The organism is Promicromonospora sp. NPDC052451 (assembly GCF_044547525.1).
Lineage (GTDB): Bacteria > Actinomycetota > Actinomycetes > Actinomycetales > Cellulomonadaceae > Promicromonospora.
On the sequence record NZ_JBIUAP010000003.1, the window covers coordinates 19,442 to 37,486 of the forward strand.

The following is an 18,045-nucleotide window of genomic DNA, read 5'->3' on the forward strand; positions in this document are numbered from 1 at the left end:
GGGGCGAGGGGCCGAACTCGCCGGCCGCGCTGAGGCAAGGGGCCGAACTCGCCGGCGTGGCAGCGCACCGCCTTGGCCTAGGTTGGCGTCATGTCCGGTATCGAGATCGCCCGTGGCTACTGGGCCGACGTCGTCCGTCCGCTGCTGGACCGGGAGCTGCCCGGGATGCCCCGCGCGGCCGGGCGGCTCGGTACCGGGTCGGACGTGCTCGGGCTCGACGACGACACGTCCCGTGACCACGACTGGGGGCTGCGGCTGACGCTGCTGGTCCCGGCGGAGCGCGTCGGCGAGGTGGACGCGCTCCTGGCGGCATCGCTCCCGCCGTCGTACCAGGGGTGGCCGACGGCGTTCGCCGTCACCTGGGACCCCGTGGTCCGGCACCGCGTCGAGGTGTCGGCGGCGGCGGACTTCGTCCGGTCGCGCACCGGGGTCGATATCGGCGGTCTCTCGGCCGCCGGCTGGCTCGCCCTGACCGGCCAGTCCGTCCTGGAGATCACCGCCGGGCCGGTGTTCGAGGACACCTCCGGCGAGATCACCGCGCTGCGGGAACGCCTCGCCTGGTACCCGCACGACGTGTGGCTGCACGTGCTGGCCGCCGAGTGGGCGCGTCTCGGGCAGGAGCTGCCGTTCGTGGGCCGCACCGGGCAGCTCGGCGACGAGCTCGGGTCCCGGCTGATCGCCGCGCGGCTCGCCACGGGAATGGTCCGGCTGGGCTTCCTGCTGGAGCGGCGCTGGCCGCCGTACCCCAAGTGGGCCGGGACGTTGTTCGCCCGGCTGCCGGTGGCGCCGTCGGTCACCGGGCACCTGGACGACGCGCTCGTCGCCGCGACCTGGCAGGAGCGCGACGCCGCGCTGCGCGGCGCGTGCGACGCGCTGCACGAGCGGCAGCGTGCCGTCGGGCTGCCCGTGCTCGACGGCGCCTCGTGCGAGCCGTTCTTCGACCGGCCGTTCACGGGTCTGCGCGACGTGGCCGGCGTGCTGCGCTCTGCCGTCGCCGACCCGGAGGTGCGGGCGCTGGGCCATCGGGGTGGCGTCGAGCAGTGGGTGGACGACGTGGGCACGCTCACCGACGCGGACCTGCGCCGCCGGCTGGCGCAGGTCCGCGCCGGGCGCGCGGGCCCGGTGGCGGCCGGGGATCAGGGGTAGACCTGCACCTCGCCGCCGTCCACGAAGAGCTGGCTGCCCGTCATGAAGCTCGACTGGTCGGAGGCCAGGAAGAGCACGGCGTTCGCGATCTCGGCGGGGTCGGCGAGCCGGTTCAGCGGCGTGCTGGCGGCCATGCCGTCGAGCATGGCGGAGACCTCGGCCGGGTCCGCGGCCAGGCCGCGCAGCCCGGGGGTGTCCGTGGGTCCGGGCACCACCGTGTTGACCCGCAGGCCGCGGGGCGCGAGCTCGGCCGCCCAGACGCGGGCGAACTGGCTCAGGGCGGCCTTCGTGGCGGAGTAGACGCCGAACCCGGCCACGCCGCGGCTCGCCGAGCTGGAACCGGTCAGCACGATGCTGCCGCCGTCGTTGAGCAACGGCAGCGCCTTCTGGACCGTGAAGACGGTGCCGCGCACGTTGATCCCAAAGGTGTGGTCGAAGCTCTCCGGGGTGAGGGTGTCCAGGGGCTGGAGCGCCTCGCCTCCGCCGGCGTTCGCGAAGAGGACGTCGAGCCGGCTCCCGTCGTCGGCGATGCGCTGGAACAGCCGGTCGAGGTCGCCCAGGTCGGAGACGTCGCTCTGGACGGCGACGGCGCGGTCGCCCAGCCGTTCGGCCGCGGCGTCGAGCTCCGGCTTGCGGCGGCCGGTGAGGTAGACCCGGGCGCCCTCGTCGACGAACCGCTGTGCGGCCGCGAGGCCGATGCCCGAGTTCCCGCCGGTCACCAGAGCGGTCTTGTTGGTCAGCTGACCCATGACGATGTGTCCTTCGTGGTGGTGGCTGCGTCGAGGTGGATGTCCGTCCGGCCGCGGACGCCTCGTGCTGGATTGTTGACCGGCCGGTCCAGATTAGGAGTGTTGGACCGATCGGTCAAGAATCTTCTATCCTGGGCGCATGGCCAGGCCGAGACAGTTCGACGAGGACGCGGTGCTGCATGCTGTCTGCGACCAGTTCTGGGACGCGGGCTACGCCGCCACGTCGCTCCAGGACCTCATGCGGGTGAGCGGGCTGGGCAAGGGCAGCCTCTACGCCGCCTTCGGGGACAAGCACGAGCTCTTCCTGCGGGTGCTGCGCCGCTACGTGGAGTCGCTCGAACAGGGGCTGCGACGGTCGGTCGACGCCGCGCCGCGCGCGATCGACGCCCTGCGCAACTTCCTGGTGGCGACGGCAGGCGACCCCGACGGCGCGTCCGCCCGCCGGGGCTGCCTGCTCGCGAACAGCACCACGGAGCTCGCGGCCGCGGATCCCGTGGTCGCGACCGAGGCCCGGCAGGCGTACGAGGCGACGACGGCGGTCCTGGCCGAGGCCGTGCGCCGTGCGCAGGCCGAGGGCGACCTGCCGGGCACCTCCGACCCCGTCCGGACCGCCCGGGCGCTGCTCGCCGCGCAGCAGGGCCTGACCTTCATGGGGCGCACCGGGATGGACGTCGGCACGCTGGCGGAGACGGCTCGCTCGCTCGCGGCGCAGCTCCTGCCGCCCGCTTCCGGGGAACCCGTCACGCCCCCGGCGGTCTGATCGGCCCGCGAGCCGGGGCCTGTGGACGACGGGAGCGTGGATGTCCGTGGTCCCACGTACTCTGAGCGGCGATGATTACTCGTGCAGAGGGTGCTTACCTCGGCGCGCTCCGCGCCTTCCAGGAGCCGATGCTCGACCTGCTGCACCGCAGGTACGCGCCGCTGGTGGTGTCGCTGCTGTCGCTCGTGTTCACACCCGAGCGGCCCACCGTGCCCGTGGCGGAGGCGCACACCGAGATCGGTGACGCGCTCGACCAGCTCCGGGCGCAGGGCTACGAGCTGCACGCCGACGGCACCCGGGCGATCCCGCTGGGCAGCGCGCGTGAGCTGTGCCGCCAGTGGGCCGACGTCGGCTGGCTGAAACGGCAGATCGTCGACGGAGACGTGGAGGTGTACCAGCTGTCGGCGCACGCGGTCGGCGCGCTGGAGGTCGCAGGGCGGGCCGGGGGCGCGCGGGCGCGGGTCTCGCAGTCGCGCGTTCGCACGCTCCTGGACGCCGTCGAGCGGCTGGCGCAGGACGCCGACCCCGACGTGCTGGTGCGGATGTCGCGCCTGGACGCGCAGATCAGGCGGCTCCAGGACGAGCTGGCGCGGATCCAGCGGACCGGTGAGGTCGACGAGGTGGGTGAGGACGAGCTGCTGGAGGAGGCGGAGAACGTGCTGCACCTCGTGCGCGAGCTGCCTGCCGACTTCGCGCGCGTCGCCGAGTCGCTCCGGGCCATGCAGCGTGACGTGGTGGCGGCCCTGCGGCAGGACGAGCGCCCGTCGGGCGACGTGCTGCGCGAGTACCTGGAGCGCGGCGAGCAGGTGATGACCGCGACGCCGGAGGGGCGCGCCTTCGCCGGCGCGCTGCGCCTGATCGGTGACCCGGAACGGATCGACGAGCTGTCCGTCCAGCTCGACACGGTGCTGCGGCACCGGTTCACGGGCCGTCTGCCGGCGCAGCAGCGGGCCGAGCTGCGCGACATCGGGCGGCGGATCGAGCAGGGTGTCGCGGAGGTGATCAAGGCCCAGCGGCAGGCGTCCCACGTCATCACCACGCAGGTGCGCAACCACGACCCGCTGCGCGACCGGCAGGTCGACGAGCTGCTGCGCGAGGTCATGATCGGCCTCCAGGGCTGGATCCCGGGCACCAGGCGCAGCCAGGAGGTGGCCCCGCTGCGCCGCCTGCCGGTGGCCGGCGTGGCGCACCTGCGCCAGTCGACGAGCGACCTGCGGCCGCCGCAGCCGCCCGCCCCGCTGCGGGCGTGGGACGACGCGGAAGCCGACCTGGAGGACGGCGCCCGCGAGTGGGGCGGCCCGCACTACGCCGAGCTGCGCGAGCACCTCGCCGGTTTCACGGCCGGGTTCGCGGGCCAGTCCGGCGAGGCCGATCTCGCGGCGGCGTTCGGCGCCGCACCCGAACGGATCAGACGGCCGGTCGACCTGCTGGGGCTGCTGGAGATCGCCCACCAGGACGGCATGACCGAGACGGACCAGGTGGCCGTCGTCGAGGCCGTGCGCCCCGACGGTTCCCGCCGGCGGTTCGCGTTCGGCGGCGTGACGGTACGGACCACGCAAGACGCCAGGGAAGACAAGGACACGAACGATGAGTGACACCGCCGTCGAGGACGCCCCCGCCGAGGAGCTCACGGGCGAGCAGCCGCCCGCCGAGGCGTTCGTCGACCCGGTCCCGATGGAGGAGGACGACGCCGGCCAGTTCGCCGGCGACACCGGCACGCTGGACGCCCCCGTGCGCCGCGTGCTGGTGCGCCTGCTGCAGCGCAGGTTCCTGGTGGCCGACCGCGACCGGGCGCAGTGGCGCACCCTGCTGGAGAACCAGCAGGTGATCGAGTCCCGGCTGCACGACCTGTACGTGCACCTCGTCGTGGACCACGACCGCGGCGTGGCGTACAAGCAGCAGGTGCGCTCCGCCGAGACCGAGGTGCCGATCCTGCTCAAGGACGACCCCTACACGCGCGCCGAGACCCTCGTCCTGGTGCACCTGCGCACCGTGTTCCAGCGCGAGCGCGGTGCGGGCGAGTCGTCCGCCCGCGTCGACGTCGAGGAGGTCGAGCAGACCGTGCTGACCTACTTCGACCCGGACGACAGGAACCTGGCCACCCGGCAGACCGAGATCCGCAACGCCGTCCGACGGCTGGAGAAGGAGGGGCTCGTCGAGGAGGAGTCCGAGGGCCGGTACCGCGTCACCCCGCTGGTCGAGATCGTGCTGAGCAACGAGCGGCTCGTGGAGCTGCGCGCCTGGCTGCGGGAGCAGAACGGCGTCCGCGACGAGGACACCGCCGCCACGGCGGCGGGCGAGGAGGACGCACGATGACGATGATCGACACCCTGTTCGGGATGATCCCGGCGGCCTCCACGGGGCAGCAGTGGGTCGCGCGCGACCTCCAGCTCGTCAACTGGGGCGGGTACGACGGCCACCACCGCGTGCGCCTGGCGCCCACCGCGACCCTGCTGTCCGGCGGGTCCGGCTCGGGCAAGTCGACCCTGATGGACGCCTACATCGCGCTGCTCATGCCGCACACCACCCCGTTCAACGGGGCGTCCAACGGCAGCGTCGTGGGGCGGCCGCGCGGCAAGGACCAGCGCAACATCCTGTCCTACGCGCGCGGCAAGATCGACGAGTCGCGCACCGACGACGGCACCCGGCAGCGCGTGCTGCGCGGCGACGGGCGCGACACCTGGTCGGCCATCGCCATGACGTGGGCCGACCAGTCCGGCACCGAGTTCACCGCCGTCCGCGCCTGGTACGTGCCCGCCGCCGCGCGCACGCTGGAGGAGGTCGTGGCGCTGCGCGCCACCTGCGACGGCCCGTTCGACCTGCGCGGCCTGGAGCGGGCCGCCGCCCAGCGGTTCGCCCGCGCGGCCGTGACCGACGCCGGGCTCGTGTCCTTCGACACCGACCGGGAGCTCACGGCCCGGCTGCACTCGACGCTCGGCATCGGCGCGTCCGGCGACGGCAACAAGGCCGTCGCCCTGCTCGGCCGCATCCAGGCCGGCCAGCAGATCACCACCGTCGACGCCCTGTACAAGGCGATGGTCCTGGAGGAGCCCGAGACGCTCGCGAAGGCCGACGAGGTCGTGGAGCACTTCGACGAGCTCGCCGGCACCCGCGAGCAGATGATCACCGCCCGCCAGCAGGTGGGCGCACTGTCGCCCATCCGGGAGCACCACGCCGCCGTCGGCCGTTCCGGCGAGCGCCTGCGCGTCATCGACCAGATCGGCTCCTTCACCGACGACGCCGCGCCGGCCGCGCTGTGGCGCAACGAGCGGCGGCTCGGGCTGCTGCGCGCCGTCGAGCACGAGCTGCAGGCGGGCCACCGCGACGCGCACGCGCTCGCCGCGGAGACCGAGTCCCGGATCGCCGCCGCCAAGGCGGAGCTGGACGGCGTGCAGGAGACGCTGCGTGCGTCCGGCGGCGACCGCCTGGCCACGGCGCAGCGCGAGCTGAAGGGCGTCCGCGCACGGCTGGCCGATGTCGCGCGCGCCCGCGGGCGCCTGGACGACGCCCTCGGCGTGCTGGACGCGACGGTCACCACCGAGGCGGAGTTCTCGGCGGTGGCTGCCCGTGCGCGAGCAGCCCTGGACGACGCTGGTGCGAGGAAGGCGGCCCGGGACGGGTTCGGCGAGGCGATGGCGCTGCGCAGCACCGCGCGCGCCGAGCTGGCCGACCTGGAGGCCGAACGGGCGGCGGCCGCGGACCGGCGCGGCAACATCCCCGACCACCTGCACCGGGCCCGCGCCGTGCTGGCCGAGGCGGCGGGGCTGACACCCGAGGACCTGCCCTTCGTGGGCGAGCTGCTGGAGGTGCGCACCGAGTTCGAGCCCTGGCGCGGCGCGTTCAACCTGGCGCTCGGCGGCTTCGCGACCAAGATGCTCATCGACACCGCGCGCATCCAGTCCTTCCGCAAGGCCATCGACAGCGTGCCCACCACCACCCGCATCCGCTTCGAGGGCGTCCCCACCGGCCTGCGCGACGACGTGCGGCTCGACTCGCGCACCCTGCCCGGCCGCCTGGACGTGCGCGGCGGGCCGTTCGCGGGCTGGCTCAAGCACGAGCTGGCGCAGCGTTTCGCGTACGTCTGCGTGGACACGCCCGGGCAGCTCGGGCAGCACACGATGGCCCTGACCCGGTCGGGGCAGCAGTCCGAGGGGCACCGGGGCGCGCACGGCGGCAACCTGCGCGGCAACGTGCTGGGCTTCACCAACGGCCGCGCGCTGGCCGAGCTCGACGAACGGATCGCGCGGGCCCGAGGCCGGCTCGCCGAGGTGGAGCAGCACGTCCAGGACGCCGAGGACCTGCTCAACCGGCACGACGACGAGCTCGACGCGTACCGCACCGTCAGCGGGCTCGTCTGGGACCAGGTCGACGTGGCCGCGGTAGAGGCCGAGCGCGACCGGTGGGCCGCCGTGATCGACGAGGTCACCGCGGGCAACCCCGAGATCACCCGACTGCGCGAGCAGGCCGGCACGCTCGAGCGGCAGATCGACGAGCTCAACCAGAACCTCGGCAAGACGCGCGCCGCGGCCGAGGCCCTCGAACAGCGCTGGACCGCCGTCACCGACGAGGTCGACGCGGCCCAGCAGGCGCTCGACGCCGCCGAGGACGCCGGCACCACCGTCGCCCCCGACCAGCGTGAGTACCTCGACGGGCTGTTCGACGCCGCCGGGCCCGACACCGGGCACGGCGACGCCGCGGAGGCGCTCGCGGCGTTCGACAGTGCGCTGCGCCAGGCCACCGAACGGCTCCGGGCGGACCGGGAGGCCGCGCAGACCGCGCTCGGCACGGCCCGCGAGGCGCTGCGGCGCACGTTCGAGACGTTCAAGGAACGCTGGCACGACCCCAACCTGGGCACCGACCCCGACGAGTCGTTCGCCGACTACGAGCGGATCCTCACCGACCTGGAGACCAACGGCCTGCACGAGCTGGAGGCCGAGTGGCGCAACAGCCTGCTGCGGCTGTCGGGGAACGACCTCACCGACCTGCACAGCGCGCTGGCCGGGGCGGTGCGCGAGATCAAGGAACGGATCGGGCCGGTCAACGAGATCCTGGCGAACCTGCCGTTCGCGGACGACGACCACCGGCTCCGGATCGACGCGCGCGACAACCAGTCCGCCGTCGTCGGCGCGTTCCGCAAGGAGCTGCGCTCCCTGCGCGAGGCGCTGACCCGTGAGGCCACCGACGCCGAGCGCGAGCGGCGCTACCTGCGGATGGCCCGGGTGGTGGACCGCATCCGCCGCGGCTCGCCCGACTTCGCGGACCTGGTGGACGTACGGCGGCACGTGCGGCTCAGCGCCGAGAAGGTGGACCTGGACGGCAACCACGTGGCGCACTACGACGGCATCGGCGAGAAGTCCGGTGGCGAGTCGCAGGAGCTGGTCGCGTTCATCGTCGGCGCGGCCCTGCGCTACCAGCTCGGCGACGCCGGGGCGGAACGGCCGCGCTACGCGCCGGTGTTCCTGGACGAGGCCCTGATCAAGGCCGACGCCCGGTTCACGGGCAGGGCCGTGGGCGCCTGGCGCGGCCTGGGCTTCCAGCTCGTGATCGGCGCGCCGAACGACAAGTACAGCGCCCTGGAACCGCACGTGGACCTCAAGTACGTGGTGCTCAAGGACGGTTCGGGGCGCTCGCGCACCAAGGCGGTGGCGGGGGTGGCGGAGGCCTGACTGCCCGCTCCCCGGCCCGGCGGGCGATGTGCCGCGGGTCCTGGGCGCGCCCGGAGGCGCGACGTCCTGACGCCTGCGGCAGCAACGCCGCCGCAAGCGCCAGGACGGGCGGGCCTCAGGAAGCCGCTGCCTGGAGCTGCGGGTAGAGCGCCGACAGCGGGCCGGACAGCGCCTGCTTGACCCGGCGGCTGGTGTCGTCGGCGAGCACCTCCGGCTCGCCCGCCTCCAGACCGTCGAAGATGGCCGCCACGATGTCGCGCGGGTCCTCCTTGGGCACGTCCAGGCGGGCGATCATCGGGGTGTCGGTGTACCCCAGGTGGGCCCCGAGCACATGCGTGCCCTGGCCCAGCAGCTCCACGCGCAGCGCGTTGCTGAACGACCAGAAGGCCGCCTTGGTCGCCGAGTAGGTGCCCAGGGCGAGCCAGCTCAGCGCCGAGTGCAGGTTGACGATGGCGCCGCCGCCGTTCCCGGCCAGCACGGGCGCGAAGGCCTGCGTGACGGCGACCTGCGCGAACACGTTGGTCTCGAACACCGCGCGCACGGTGTCGATCGGCGTGGTCAGCACGGGCTGCCCGCCGTCGGAGATCCCGGCGTTGTTGATCAGGACCGTCGTGTCGGCGGCCTGCTCGGCCGCCGCTGCGACCGACTCGGGGGAGTTGATGTCCAGCGGCAGCGGCACCACGCGGGGGTCGGTCCATTCCCGTGGGGTCCGGGCGCTGGCGTAGACCTTGGCGGCGCCCCGCTGGAGGGCCTCGGCGACGAACGCGCGGCCGAGGCCGCCGTTCGCGCCGGTGACCAGGACCACGGCATTCTTCAGGGCAGTCATCACGAGCTCGCTCTCATCAGGTGGTAGGACGGGGAATCGGTGGGGGTGGACGGCGCGGCGGGGGTGACCGCCGCGGGTCTGACCGCGTCGGGCACGACTGTCCGGCCACGGGCGGTGAGGACGGCAGCCAGGGCGAGCGCGGCGACGGTCGCGCTGCCTGCGGCGAGTGCGACCTGCAGGCCGAGCCCGGTGGCCAGGCGGCCGACGCTCACGGCCACGACGGCCTGGACGAGGTAGGCGACCAGATAGGCCGACGACGTGGTCGCGGCCCGGTGCGCGGGGCTCGCGCTGCGGGTGACCAGGGTGACGCCGCCGGAGAACAGGAGGCTGTAGCCGGCGCCGCCCACGAGGGAGTAGGCGATCAGCAGCGGCATCGAGTGGGTGGTGCCCGCGACGAGCATCAGCCCCTGGGCGGCGAGCGCGGCTCCGGCGCCGAGGCGCACCGCGGTGGACGCCCGCAGCCGGCCGGCCAGCAGGGCGGTCACCCCGATGGCGGCCGCGGACAGGGCCAGCACCACGCCGTTGACGAAGGCGTCGTCGGACCGCACGGTGTCACGGGCGAACTGGGCGCCGATGCCGAGGAAGATCGCGCCGAGCGCGTAGGCGGCCGAGACGCCGAGCGCGCCCGCGACGAACGGCAGGCGGTGCCGCGGCGCCGCGAGCGGACGGGGGCGCCAGCGTGCCGGAGCTCTCCGGGCGGGGCGCGGCAGGTACCAAGCCGCCACCACGGCGACGACCACGCCGGCGAGCAGCACCCCGTAGCCCGCGTGCAGCGGGTTGGCGGTGAACTGCACGGTGGCGCCGCCGACGAGCAGCGCGGTGATCAGGCCCACCGCCGACGCCCCCGCGGTGACGGCGCCGGTGCGGTCCCGGCCCTCGTCCGGCCCGGAGGCGGCGATCACGCTGGTGGCCGGGCCGAGGCCGAGCCCCACGCCGACGCCCATGAGCGCGCGCCCCACGAGCAGCAGCGCGAGGTTCGGTGCCAGCAGGAAGGTGAGGGCGCCGAGGCCCAGGACGCCGAGACCGGCGAGGATCGCGCCACGGTTGCCCACGCTCTCCGCGAGCCCGCCGAGCAGCAGGAGCGTCGCGATCAGGGCGACGGGGTAGGCGGCGAACACCGTGGTGGTGACCGCCGTCGTCAGGTGCCACTGCGCGGCGTACACGGGGTACACCAGCGTCGGCGCCGCAGACGCCCAGAGCGCGAGGGCCACGGCGGACGCCGCCGCCCAGCGGCTGCCGCGTGCTGCCCAGGTGAAAGCCATCGGGAGGACTCCTGTCTGAGTTGGGATTCACAACTTAGCATCTAGGTTGGAATCCACAACTCAGATAGGATGTGGTCATGAGCACAACGCCCCGTGAACGCAACGCCCGCTGCTCCGTGGCCCGCAGCCTGGAGATCCTGGGGGAGAAGTGGACGTTGCTCGTGGTCCGCGAGGCCTTCTTCGGCGTCACCCGGTTCGCCGACTTCCGGGCGCGGCTGGGCATCGCCCCGGACGTGCTCACCGCACGCCTGGAGACCCTCGTCGAGGGCGGCGTGCTGGAACGTCAGCCGTACCGCGACGCGGGTCAGCGGCAGCGTGACGAGTACGTGCTCACCCCGGCGGGAGCCGAGCTCAAGACCGTCATGGCGGCCTTCGTCGCGTGGGGTGATGTGCACCGGCCCTCCGGCTTCGGGCCCTCGGTCGCCTACGTCGACCGGGACACGGAGGCGCCCGTGCGCCTCTCCTTCATAGCCGAGGACGGCCGGGAGCTCGCGCCGGAGGAGGTCGCCCTCGTCCCCGGGCCGGGCGCGCTGGAATCCTGACCCGGTCCGGGTCAGGGCCGGCGCCCTGACCCGGCCGGCCGAGGGGGTACAGGCACGCGGCTCAGCCCGCCGTGGCGTCCTCCAGCAGCGGGGGACAGGTGCCGCCCGGCGTGGTCAGGAGCTCGAAGTGCCAGATCTCGTTCGCGTACACCTGGCACAGCCCGTAGCCCGGGCCGTGCTCGATGAGCCAGTAGTCCGCCTCGGTCGGCCCGATGTCGACAGCCTTGCCCGTGACGTGGGCGGACGTCTCGGGCGTGGCGACCAGGTGCCGGGCGGCCTCGAGGCTGCCGTGCTCGCGGACCGCCTCGTCGAGCAGGCTCTGCTGGAACGCGGGGCTGCGCCAGCCGCTCGTGATCCAGAGCTCGACACCGTCGGCGGCAGCGTCGGCGGCGGCCTGGCGCACGGCGTCGGCGAGCGCCGGGTCCAGCCGGGTGATCCCGGGAAGGTCGTCGTCGAGCGTGGCCGAGCCGCCGGGGATCTCGCCGCCTCCGACCCCGGTCGACCCGGACGGGGCCGATCCGGGGTCGAGCACCTTGTCGACGGCCTGGACCACGGGTGAGCCGGCACGGTCGAGCAGGGGATAGGCGCCGAGGGCGACGAGCAGCAGGACGGCGGCGGCGGCCAGCGGTGCCGCCGTCGGGCGACCGCGGGTGCGCCTGGTGCGAGCGGTGGCGTGCGCCGGGGGTACCGAGAGGTTCTGTCGGGTCATGCCCCCAGCCCAGCGGGGGCGATGTTGCCAGGACGTCTCGGTTTTTCGATACGTCGCCGATAGGTGCCTACGGGCTCCGCGTGGCAGGCAGCTCCACGGTGACGCGGAGTCCGCCGTCGGGCCGTGGCGCGAGCGTGAGGGTCCCGTCGTGCGCCTGGGTGATGCTCCTGACGATCGCCAGGCCGAGACCGACGCCCGCGTGATCGCTGCGGATCCGGGCGGCGCCGCGCCGGAACGGCTCGGTGAGGGTCGACACGAGCATCGGGGTGAGGGTCGGCCCGGTGTTCTCGACGGTGAGCTGCGCGCCACGCGGCGAGGTCCGGGTGCTGACCCACACGGTCCCGTGGTCGGGCAGGTTGTGCACGATGGCGTTGTGCACGAGGTTCGTCGTGAGCTGCAGCAGGAGAGCCGGCGATCCGCCGGCCAGGGTGATGTCGCCGGAGGTCTCGAGGGTGATGCCGCGTTCCTCGGCGAGGGGGAGCAGCGTCTCGGTGGCCTCCTCGGCCACCAGGGACAGGTCGACCGGTTCGCGGGCGAAGGACCGCTGGTCGGCGCGGCTGAGCAGCAGCAGGGCCTCCGTGAGGTCGATCGCCCGGGCGTTGACGGCATGGAGCCGTCTGACGAGCTCGCGGGCGTCGGTGTCGGGGTCGCTGCGCGCGACGTCGAGGAGCGTCTGGGTGATCGCCAGCGGGGTGCGCAGCTCGTGCGAGGCGTTGGCGGCGAACCGCTGCTGTTCGGTGACGTGGGCCTCGAGCTGCGCGAGCATGGTGTCGAACGCGTCGGCGAGCTCGCGGAACTCGTCACGCCGGCCGGGGAGTCGGATCCGGTGGGTGAGCGACCCCTGCGCCACGCTCCGGGTGACCTCGGTGATGCGGCTCAACGGGCTCAGCATGCGGCCGGCGAGGAGCCAGCCGCCGAGCAGCCCGAACGCGAGCAGGAGCCCCAGCGCGACCAGGGCACGCGGGAAGAAGGCGCGCGTCAGGTCGCCCTGGTCGGGGATGAACGAGGGCCCGGGGAATCCGGGCGGCGAGCTCGACTCGGGCGTGTGGATCACCTCGGGTACGTAGCGCAGCAGGAAGAGCCACACCACCGCGAGCAGCAGGACGCCGGCCACCATGAGGAAGCCGGCGTAGCTGAGGGTGAGCTTGAGGCGGACGCTCATCCCGGGCCGCCTAGCCATGGTCCGCGACCTCCTGCCCGGCGCCGGACCCTGCACCCGGGTCGACAGGCGACCCCGTGTCGATGCGGTAGCCCACCCCGGGCACGGTGGCGATGACCCAGGGTTCGCCGAGTCGCTTGCGCAGCGCGGAGACGGTGATGCGCACGGCGTTGGTGAACGGGTCCGCGTTCTCGTCCCATGCCCGCTCCAGGAGCTCCTCGGCGCTGACGACGCCGCCCTCGGCCGCGACGAGCACCTCGAGCACCGCGAACTGCTTCCTGGTCAGCGCGACGTAGCGGCCGTCCCGGTAGACCTCCCGGCGGAACGGGTCCACCCGCAGGCCTGCGACCTCCCGCACGGGCGGTCTGCTGACCGCGCGCCTGCGGTCGAGCGCCCGCAGGCGCATGACGAGCTCACGGAGCTCGAAGGGTTTGGTGAGGTAGTCGTCGGCGCCGAGCTCGAACCCGGAGATCTTGTCGTCGATCCGGTCGGCCGCCGTGAGCATGAGGATCGGGAGGCCGCTGCCGGACGCGACGATCCGCCGGGCGACCTCGTCGCCGGACGGGCCGGGGATGTCCCGGTCGAGCACCACCAGGTCGTAGGAGTTGATGCCGAGCAGCTCCAGGGCGGTGTCGCCGTGCCCGGCGATGTCGGCGGCGATCGCCTCCAGCCGGAGCCCGTCCCGGACGGCCTCGGCCAGGTAGGGCTCGTCCTCCACGATCAGCACGCGCATACCGGCAGCCTAGGTCGTGCGGGCCGGCGATGTGCCGCGGCCGAGGTTCCTGGGCTCCCTCGAACGGGTCGGTCGGGCGAGGCGCTCGTGGTGCTCAGCGGCTCGCCCGACCGGCCTGTTCTCGGCGGTTCATCAGGCGCGCCTGCCTGTTCTGGCGACGGAGAGGCTCGGTTGGCGCGGGCAACTATGTAAGGTGCAGGTATCCCCCTCGTGCCCCGGGCGGTGCTCGTGCTGCGAGCACACCGAGCGTGCCGAGGTCCGTCCGCTCGTCGAAGGGTCGTCCGCCGCGCATGAAGTTCCGATTTCCTCCCGGTGGTCAGGACCGTTCCCGGCTCACGCGGATGCCGCGCCCGGGCCTGGTGATCGCCGTTCTCGCGTTCGCCGGCATGGGGGCGTCGTTCATGCAGACGATCCTGCTGCCGATCCAGGCGGAGCTGCCGGTGCTGCTGGGCGTCCCGCGGGACGTGTCCGCCTGGGTGGTCACCGTGACGCTGCTGGTGGCGGCGATCTGCACGCCCATCTCCGGGCGGCTCGGCGACATGTACGGCAAGAAGACCGTCGCGCTCGCGCTGCTCGGGCTGCTGGCGCTGGGCTCGGTGGTCGCGGCGCTGGCGCCGTCGGTGGTGCTCCTCATCGTGGGGCGGGCGCTGCAGGGCATGGGCATGGGCGTCGTGCCGCTCGGCATCTCGATCCTGCGCGACGTGCTGCACCGCGACCGCCTCGGCTCGGGCATCGCGCTGGTCAGCGCGACGCTCGGCGTCGGCGGCGCGCTGGGCCTGCCGATCAGCGCCTTCGTGACCGAGCGGTACGACTGGCACGTGGTGTTCTGGGTCGCCGCCGGGATCGGCCTGCTCGCCCTGGTGCTGGTGGCCTGGGTGGTGCCCGTGAGCACGCTGCGCTCGGGCGGGCGGCTTGACGTCATCGGCGTGGCCGGCCTCGCCGTCGGCCTGACCGGGGTGCTGCTGGCGGTCTCGCGCGGCAACGACTGGGGCTGGGGCGCGCCGCGCACGCTCGGGCTGCTGCTCGGCGGGCTCCTCGTCCTGCTGGTGTGGGGCTGGTACGAGCTGCGCGTCCCCGAGCCCCTCGTGGACCTCCGCGTGACGGCGCGCGGCACCGTGCTGTTCACCAACCTGGCCTCGATCGCCATGGGCTTCGCGCTGTTCGCCTCGAACGTGGTGTTCCCGCAGCTCCTGGAGCTGCCGACGGGGGCGGGCGGCCTGGGGCTGACCCTGATGCAGGCCAGCCTGGTGCTCATGCCGTCCGGTCTGGTGATGCTGGCCATGTCGCCCGTGGCGGGCCGGCTGGAGCACCGCCTGGGCCCCAAGCCGCTGCTCGCGGCGGGGTCGGCGGTCATCGCGGCCTCGTACGTCATCGCCGTCGTGGTGGACCTGGACGTGTGGTCCGTGCTGGTGGTCAACCTCGTGGTGGGTGTCGGCATCGGCCTGGGGTTCGCGGCGATGCCCGCCCTCATCATGCGGGTGGTGCCGTCGCACGAGACGGGCGCCGCCAACGGGCTGAACACCCTCATGCGGTCCTTGGGCACGACGTCGGCCGCCGCCGTCGTGGGCGGGGTGCTCGCGGCGGGCGGCGCCGAGTACGAGGGCATCCCGGTGCCCTCCGACGACGCGTTCCGCACGGCCCTCCTGCTCGGCCTGCTCGCCTCGCTCGTGTGCACGGTCCTGGCGCTGCTCATCCCACGCCCGAAGCCCTCGGCGGACGAACACCCGTCGCTCCCGGACGGGGTGCTGTAGCAGTCGGGTCGGGACCCGATCCTGGCGCGACAGGTGGCCTGAGGGGCCGTAGCCTGGGGGCTAGAGAAGGCGAAGTTCGCGAGTGCGGACTTCGCCTTCGTGCTTCCCCTCGCAGCCACCAAGGATCTCGGTGCACACTCCTCGCCGCCCCGACCCCGTCGTGCCTCTCGTGCGCGAGAGCCATGTGTTCGTCGACGAGGAGCCTCTCCTCTGGGCGGCCGACGCCATCGCGTGGTGCTGGCAGCGTGGTGGAGTCTGGAAGGACAAGGTTCGCGGGCTCGTGGTGCGGACGGAAGGCTTGTCGGCCTAGACAGCGCGAAGCCCGGGTTACCCACCTGACGGGTAGGCTCCCGGGCTCACTACTCGGGGCTACTGCCCCTCGCGCTGTCCGTGATACTCGTCCCGCATGCCGTGACAACCGGGGTGCCTGTCCACCGCCTGGTCCTCGCACGCCCCGGACCTGGTTTTCCACAGGTCGCGGACGGACGGCGAGAACGGCCGGCGGATCCGTGGCAGGCTGTGCGGCATGTTGAGAACGACTCCCGTTAGCGCCTGTCCCGGTGAGGTGTGCTGACGTGGCGAACCTGCTCATGATCGAGAGCTGGCTGCAGTCCACCGGTCTCATGCTCCCGCCCCTGCTGCGCGAGTCCGGTCACGAGTACGTGCTGGTCACCCGCGACCCGGACCTGTACCGGCTGCCCGACGGCACCGCCCATCCCGTGCTGGCGCTCGCCGCGGAGGTCGTGGTCGCCGAGACCAACGACGACGCCGCGCTCGCCACCGCCGCCCGGGACGTCGCCACGCGACACCCCGTCGACGGCGTGCTCACCACCTGCGACTACTACCTGCCCGCCGTGGCCGTGGTCGCCCAGGAGCTGGGTCTGCCCGGTGCGCCGGCCGAGGCGCTGCGCACGGCCACGCGCAAGCACCTGGTCCGCGGGGCGCTCGCCGCGGCGGGCGTGCCGGACGTACCGTTCGCGGTGGCGGCCACGTGGGAGCAGGCGCACAAGGCCGCCGCCGACCTCGGGTACCCGCTGGTGGTCAAGCCGGTGGACATGAACTCCGGGACCGCCGTGCGCAAGGTGACCGACGAGTCCGGTCTCGCGATCGCCTTCGCGGAGGTCACCGGTCCCGAGCGCAACACCCGCGACCAGCCGCTGGAGCGCCTCGCCCTGCTCGAACGGGTGCTGGAGGGGCCGGAGTACAGCGTCGAGGCCGTGACCCGCGACGGCGTCACGCGGGTGCTGGGCATCACCGCGAAGTCGGTCGCCGAACCGGACGTCGAGGCCGGGACCGGCTTCGTCGAGTCGGGGCACCTGTTCCCGGCCCCGCTCGACCCTGCCGACCGCGCGGCGATCGAGGAGCACGTCGTCGCGGTGCTCGACGCCGTCGGGCTGACTCACGGGATCAGCCACACCGAGGTGCGCCTCACGGCGGCCGGGCCCCGGCTGGTCGAGGTGAACCCGCGGCAGGGTGGTGGCTACATCTTCGAGCTGGTGCGGCTGGTCACGGGCTTCAACCCGCTGCGGGTGCTCGTGGACCTGGCACTCGGCCGCGAGCCCGCCCCGGGCCCCGCGGCGGCGGCCAGCGCGGCGGTCACGTTCCTCCTGGCGCCGTCGGACGGCGTCGTGCGCGGTGTGCGGGGTGCGGAACGCCTGGCCGAGGACGAGCGCGTGGCCGGCCACGAGCTGCCCGCGCCCGGCCGGGCCGTGCGGCCGGGCGACAACAACGAGCGGATCGGCCACGTGCTGGTGGCCGACCCCTCGGGCAAGCGCGCGAAGGCCTGGGCGGACGAGATCGTGGCCGGCCTGGAGGTCGTGGTCGACGCGCCCGCGACGGTCTGACGCACGACGAACGCCCGCCCGGTCTCCCTCGGGAGGCCGGGCGGGCGTTCGTGCGGACGGGCTCAGTCCGGGACGACCAGGCCGCGCCGGACGGCTGGGACCAGCCGGGCCGGAACCCGGACCTGCCGTCCGTCCGGTGTGATCACGGGGACGAGCTCAGGTGCCTGGGCCGTCCACTGCGCACGCCGCGACCGGGTGCGGGACCGGGACATCTTTCTCTTGGGGACCGCCACGGCGGCCTCCTCTCAGTCGGCGCTCCGGAGCGCTGCGGTCAGCGCTCCTCGCGGAAGTCGACGTGCCTGCGGGCCACGGGGTCGAACTTGCGCAGCACCATCCGGTCGGGGTCGTTGCGCCGGTTCTTGCGGGTCACGTAGGTGAACCCGGTGCCCGCCGTCGAGCGCAGCTTGATGACGGGACGGAGGTCGGTGCGCGAGGCCATCACTTACCACCCTTGCTGTTGTCGTTACCGCGGTTGGCGTAGCGCTGCCGGAACTTCTCGACGCGTCCGGCGGTGTCCACCACGCGGGCCGAACCGGTCCAGAACGGGTGGCTGGCGCTGCTGATCTCGACGTCGACCACCGGGTAGGTGTTGCCGTCGGACCACTCGATGGTCGCCGTGGGGCGGCCGGGGCCGGAGTCCGTGTCGCCCGCGAGCGTGGAGCGGGTCAGGAACGTGAAGCCGGCGCTCGCGTCCCGGAAGACGACCGGGCCGTAGGTGGGGTGGATGTTCTTCATGGCTTGCTCCTTCCGCTCAGCCCTGGCGCGCCTTCCAGCGCGGGTTGAGCTTGTTGATCACGAACGTCTTGCCGTGGCGGCGCACGACCTTCGCGCCGGGCTTGTCCTTCAGGGAACGCAGGGATGCGCGAACCTTCATGGGGCGCTCCTCCTTCTCGGTACG

At 73.6% G+C, this 18,045-nt stretch carries 18 protein-coding genes; 8 read left to right on the forward strand and 10 right to left on the reverse strand.

Translation table 11 applies throughout. From position 1 onward, the window contains the following. Window positions 1-90 precede the first annotated feature (90 nt). Complete coding sequence (locus ACIG47_RS05790; RefSeq protein WP_397430008.1) at window positions 91-1,146, forward strand: DUF4037 domain-containing protein; 1,056 nt, start codon at window positions 91-93, stop codon at window positions 1,144-1,146. On the opposite strand, the gene ACIG47_RS05795 is transcribed toward ACIG47_RS05790, so the two are convergent. Next, the gene (locus ACIG47_RS05795) at window positions 1,137-1,895 is read right to left on the reverse strand and encodes an SDR family NAD(P)-dependent oxidoreductase (RefSeq protein ID WP_397430009.1); all 759 of its coding nucleotides are present in this window, start codon (window positions 1,893-1,895) and stop codon (window positions 1,137-1,139) included. The two genes, ACIG47_RS05790 and ACIG47_RS05795, sit on opposite strands and share 10 nt — an antisense overlap. Before the next feature lie 139 nt (window positions 1,896-2,034). Between ACIG47_RS05795 and ACIG47_RS05800 the strand changes: the two genes are divergently transcribed. From ACIG47_RS05800 to ACIG47_RS05815, 4 genes are all read left to right on the forward strand, one after another. Then, window positions 2,035-2,655 carry a TetR/AcrR family transcriptional regulator gene (locus ACIG47_RS05800; protein WP_397430010.1) on the forward strand — a complete coding sequence of 207 codons (621 nt, stop codon included), beginning with the start codon at window positions 2,035-2,037 and terminating at the stop codon, window positions 2,653-2,655. Between the two features lie 71 nt (window positions 2,656-2,726). After that, window positions 2,727-4,250 carry a DUF3375 domain-containing protein gene (locus ACIG47_RS05805; RefSeq protein ID WP_397430011.1) on the forward strand — a complete coding sequence of 508 codons (1,524 nt, stop codon included), beginning with the start codon at window positions 2,727-2,729 and terminating at the stop codon, window positions 4,248-4,250. Continuing rightward, complete coding sequence (locus tag ACIG47_RS05810) at window positions 4,243-4,971, forward strand: DUF4194 domain-containing protein (protein WP_397430012.1); 729 nt, start codon at window positions 4,243-4,245, stop codon at window positions 4,969-4,971. Before ACIG47_RS05805 ends, ACIG47_RS05810 begins: the two co-directional genes overlap by 8 nt. Further along, entirely contained in the window at window positions 4,968-8,321 is a 3,354-nt protein-coding gene (locus ACIG47_RS05815; protein WP_397430013.1) for an ATP-binding protein, read from the forward strand. Before ACIG47_RS05810 ends, ACIG47_RS05815 begins: the two co-directional genes overlap by 4 nt. Window positions 8,322-8,436: 115 nt before the next feature. Here ACIG47_RS05815 and ACIG47_RS05820 read toward each other — a convergent pair whose 3' ends face one another. Both ACIG47_RS05820 and ACIG47_RS05825 read right to left on the reverse strand, forming a co-directional pair. Continuing rightward, window positions 8,437-9,147 (reverse strand): SDR family oxidoreductase, encoded by a 711-nt coding sequence (locus ACIG47_RS05820; protein WP_397430014.1) that lies wholly within the window; start codon window positions 9,145-9,147, stop codon window positions 8,437-8,439. Next, window positions 9,147-10,409: an MFS transporter gene (locus ACIG47_RS05825; protein ID WP_397430015.1), complete on the reverse strand. Its 1,263-nt coding sequence runs from the start codon at window positions 10,407-10,409 to the stop codon at window positions 9,147-9,149. The genes ACIG47_RS05820 and ACIG47_RS05825 overlap by 1 nt, the downstream gene beginning before the upstream one ends. Before the next feature lie 77 nt (window positions 10,410-10,486). Here ACIG47_RS05825 and ACIG47_RS05830 point away from each other — a divergent pair, with 77 nt between their 5' ends. Beyond that, a complete protein-coding gene (locus ACIG47_RS05830) occupies window positions 10,487-10,951 on the forward strand; it encodes a winged helix-turn-helix transcriptional regulator (protein ID WP_397430016.1) in 465 nt (154 codons plus the stop codon). 61 nt (window positions 10,952-11,012) lie between these two features. Here ACIG47_RS05830 and ACIG47_RS05835 read toward each other — a convergent pair whose 3' ends face one another. The 3 genes from ACIG47_RS05835 to ACIG47_RS05845 form a co-directional block, all read right to left on the reverse strand. Next, window positions 11,013-11,660, reverse strand: coding sequence for a M15 family metallopeptidase (locus tag ACIG47_RS05835; protein ID WP_397430017.1), 648 nt, complete (start codon window positions 11,658-11,660; stop codon window positions 11,013-11,015). 67 nt (window positions 11,661-11,727) lie between these two features. Further along, complete coding sequence (locus tag ACIG47_RS05840) at window positions 11,728-12,822, reverse strand: sensor histidine kinase (protein WP_397430018.1); 1,095 nt, start codon at window positions 12,820-12,822, stop codon at window positions 11,728-11,730. 10 nt (window positions 12,823-12,832) lie between these two features. Beyond that, on the reverse strand, window positions 12,833-13,552 hold the full coding sequence (locus ACIG47_RS05845) for a response regulator transcription factor (protein ID WP_397430019.1): 720 nt from the start codon (window positions 13,550-13,552) through the stop codon (window positions 12,833-12,835). A gap of 341 nt (window positions 13,553-13,893) precedes the next feature. Here ACIG47_RS05845 and ACIG47_RS05850 point away from each other — a divergent pair, with 341 nt between their 5' ends. Further along, window positions 13,894-15,303, forward strand: coding sequence for an MFS transporter (locus ACIG47_RS05850; protein WP_397430349.1), 1,410 nt, complete (start codon window positions 13,894-13,896; stop codon window positions 15,301-15,303). A gap of 575 nt (window positions 15,304-15,878) precedes the next feature. After that, window positions 15,879-17,147 (forward strand): ATP-grasp domain-containing protein, encoded by a 1,269-nt coding sequence (locus tag ACIG47_RS05855; protein WP_397430020.1) that lies wholly within the window; start codon window positions 15,879-15,881, stop codon window positions 17,145-17,147. 62 nt (window positions 17,148-17,209) lie between these two features. On the opposite strand, the gene rpmF is transcribed toward ACIG47_RS05855, so the two are convergent. The 4 genes from rpmF to ykgO are packed head-to-tail and all read right to left on the reverse strand — an operon-like array spanning window position 17,210 to window position 18,021. Beyond that, window positions 17,210-17,380 (reverse strand): 50S ribosomal protein L32, encoded by a 171-nt coding sequence (gene rpmF, locus ACIG47_RS05860; protein WP_397430021.1) that lies wholly within the window; start codon window positions 17,378-17,380, stop codon window positions 17,210-17,212. Window positions 17,381-17,418: 38 nt separating this feature from the next. Continuing rightward, window positions 17,419-17,586: a 50S ribosomal protein L33 gene (gene rpmG, locus ACIG47_RS05865; RefSeq protein ID WP_119146081.1), complete on the reverse strand. Its 168-nt coding sequence runs from the start codon at window positions 17,584-17,586 to the stop codon at window positions 17,419-17,421. After that, window positions 17,586-17,882: a type B 50S ribosomal protein L31 gene (locus ACIG47_RS05870; RefSeq protein WP_397414480.1), complete on the reverse strand. Its 297-nt coding sequence runs from the start codon at window positions 17,880-17,882 to the stop codon at window positions 17,586-17,588. Before ACIG47_RS05870 ends, rpmG begins: the two co-directional genes overlap by 1 nt. 16 nt (window positions 17,883-17,898) lie before the next feature. Further along, window positions 17,899-18,021, reverse strand: a complete 123-nt coding sequence (gene ykgO / locus ACIG47_RS05875) for a type B 50S ribosomal protein L36 (protein ID WP_020013141.1) — start codon at window positions 18,019-18,021, stop codon at window positions 17,899-17,901. Window positions 18,022-18,045 lie beyond the last annotated feature (24 nt).

What these genes read in the sequence shown, in the direction of transcription:
- ACIG47_RS05790 (WP_397430008.1), top strand. Translation starts at nt 91, where the DNA reads ATGTCCGGTATCGAGATCGCCCGTGGCTACTGGGCCGACGTCGTCCGT.
- ACIG47_RS05795 (WP_397430009.1), bottom strand. Translation starts at nt 1,895, where the DNA reads ATGGGTCAGCTGACCAACAAGACCGCTCTGGTGACCGGCGGGAACTCG.
- ACIG47_RS05800 (WP_397430010.1), top strand. Translation starts at nt 2,035, where the DNA reads ATGGCCAGGCCGAGACAGTTCGACGAGGACGCGGTGCTGCATGCTGTC.
- ACIG47_RS05805 (WP_397430011.1), top strand. Translation starts at nt 2,727, where the DNA reads ATGATTACTCGTGCAGAGGGTGCTTACCTCGGCGCGCTCCGCGCCTTC.
- ACIG47_RS05810 (WP_397430012.1), top strand. Translation starts at nt 4,243, where the DNA reads ATGAGTGACACCGCCGTCGAGGACGCCCCCGCCGAGGAGCTCACGGGC.
- ACIG47_RS05815 (WP_397430013.1), top strand. Translation starts at nt 4,968, where the DNA reads ATGACGATGATCGACACCCTGTTCGGGATGATCCCGGCGGCCTCCACG.
- ACIG47_RS05820 (WP_397430014.1), bottom strand. Translation starts at nt 9,147, where the DNA reads ATGACTGCCCTGAAGAATGCCGTGGTCCTGGTCACCGGCGCGAACGGC.
- ACIG47_RS05825 (WP_397430015.1), bottom strand. Translation starts at nt 10,409, where the DNA reads ATGGCTTTCACCTGGGCAGCACGCGGCAGCCGCTGGGCGGCGGCGTCC.
- ACIG47_RS05830 (WP_397430016.1), top strand. Translation starts at nt 10,487, where the DNA reads ATGAGCACAACGCCCCGTGAACGCAACGCCCGCTGCTCCGTGGCCCGC.
- ACIG47_RS05835 (WP_397430017.1), bottom strand. Translation starts at nt 11,660, where the DNA reads ATGACCCGACAGAACCTCTCGGTACCCCCGGCGCACGCCACCGCTCGC.
- ACIG47_RS05840 (WP_397430018.1), bottom strand. Translation starts at nt 12,822, where the DNA reads ATGAGCGTCCGCCTCAAGCTCACCCTCAGCTACGCCGGCTTCCTCATG.
- ACIG47_RS05845 (WP_397430019.1), bottom strand. Translation starts at nt 13,552, where the DNA reads ATGCGCGTGCTGATCGTGGAGGACGAGCCCTACCTGGCCGAGGCCGTC.
- ACIG47_RS05850 (WP_397430349.1), top strand. Translation starts at nt 13,894, where the DNA reads ATGCCGCGCCCGGGCCTGGTGATCGCCGTTCTCGCGTTCGCCGGCATG.
- rpmG (WP_119146081.1), bottom strand. Translation starts at nt 17,586, where the DNA reads ATGGCCTCGCGCACCGACCTCCGTCCCGTCATCAAGCTGCGCTCGACG.
- ACIG47_RS05870 (WP_397414480.1), bottom strand. Translation starts at nt 17,882, where the DNA reads ATGAAGAACATCCACCCCACCTACGGCCCGGTCGTCTTCCGGGACGCG.
- ykgO (WP_020013141.1), bottom strand. Translation starts at nt 18,021, where the DNA reads ATGAAGGTTCGCGCATCCCTGCGTTCCCTGAAGGACAAGCCCGGCGCG.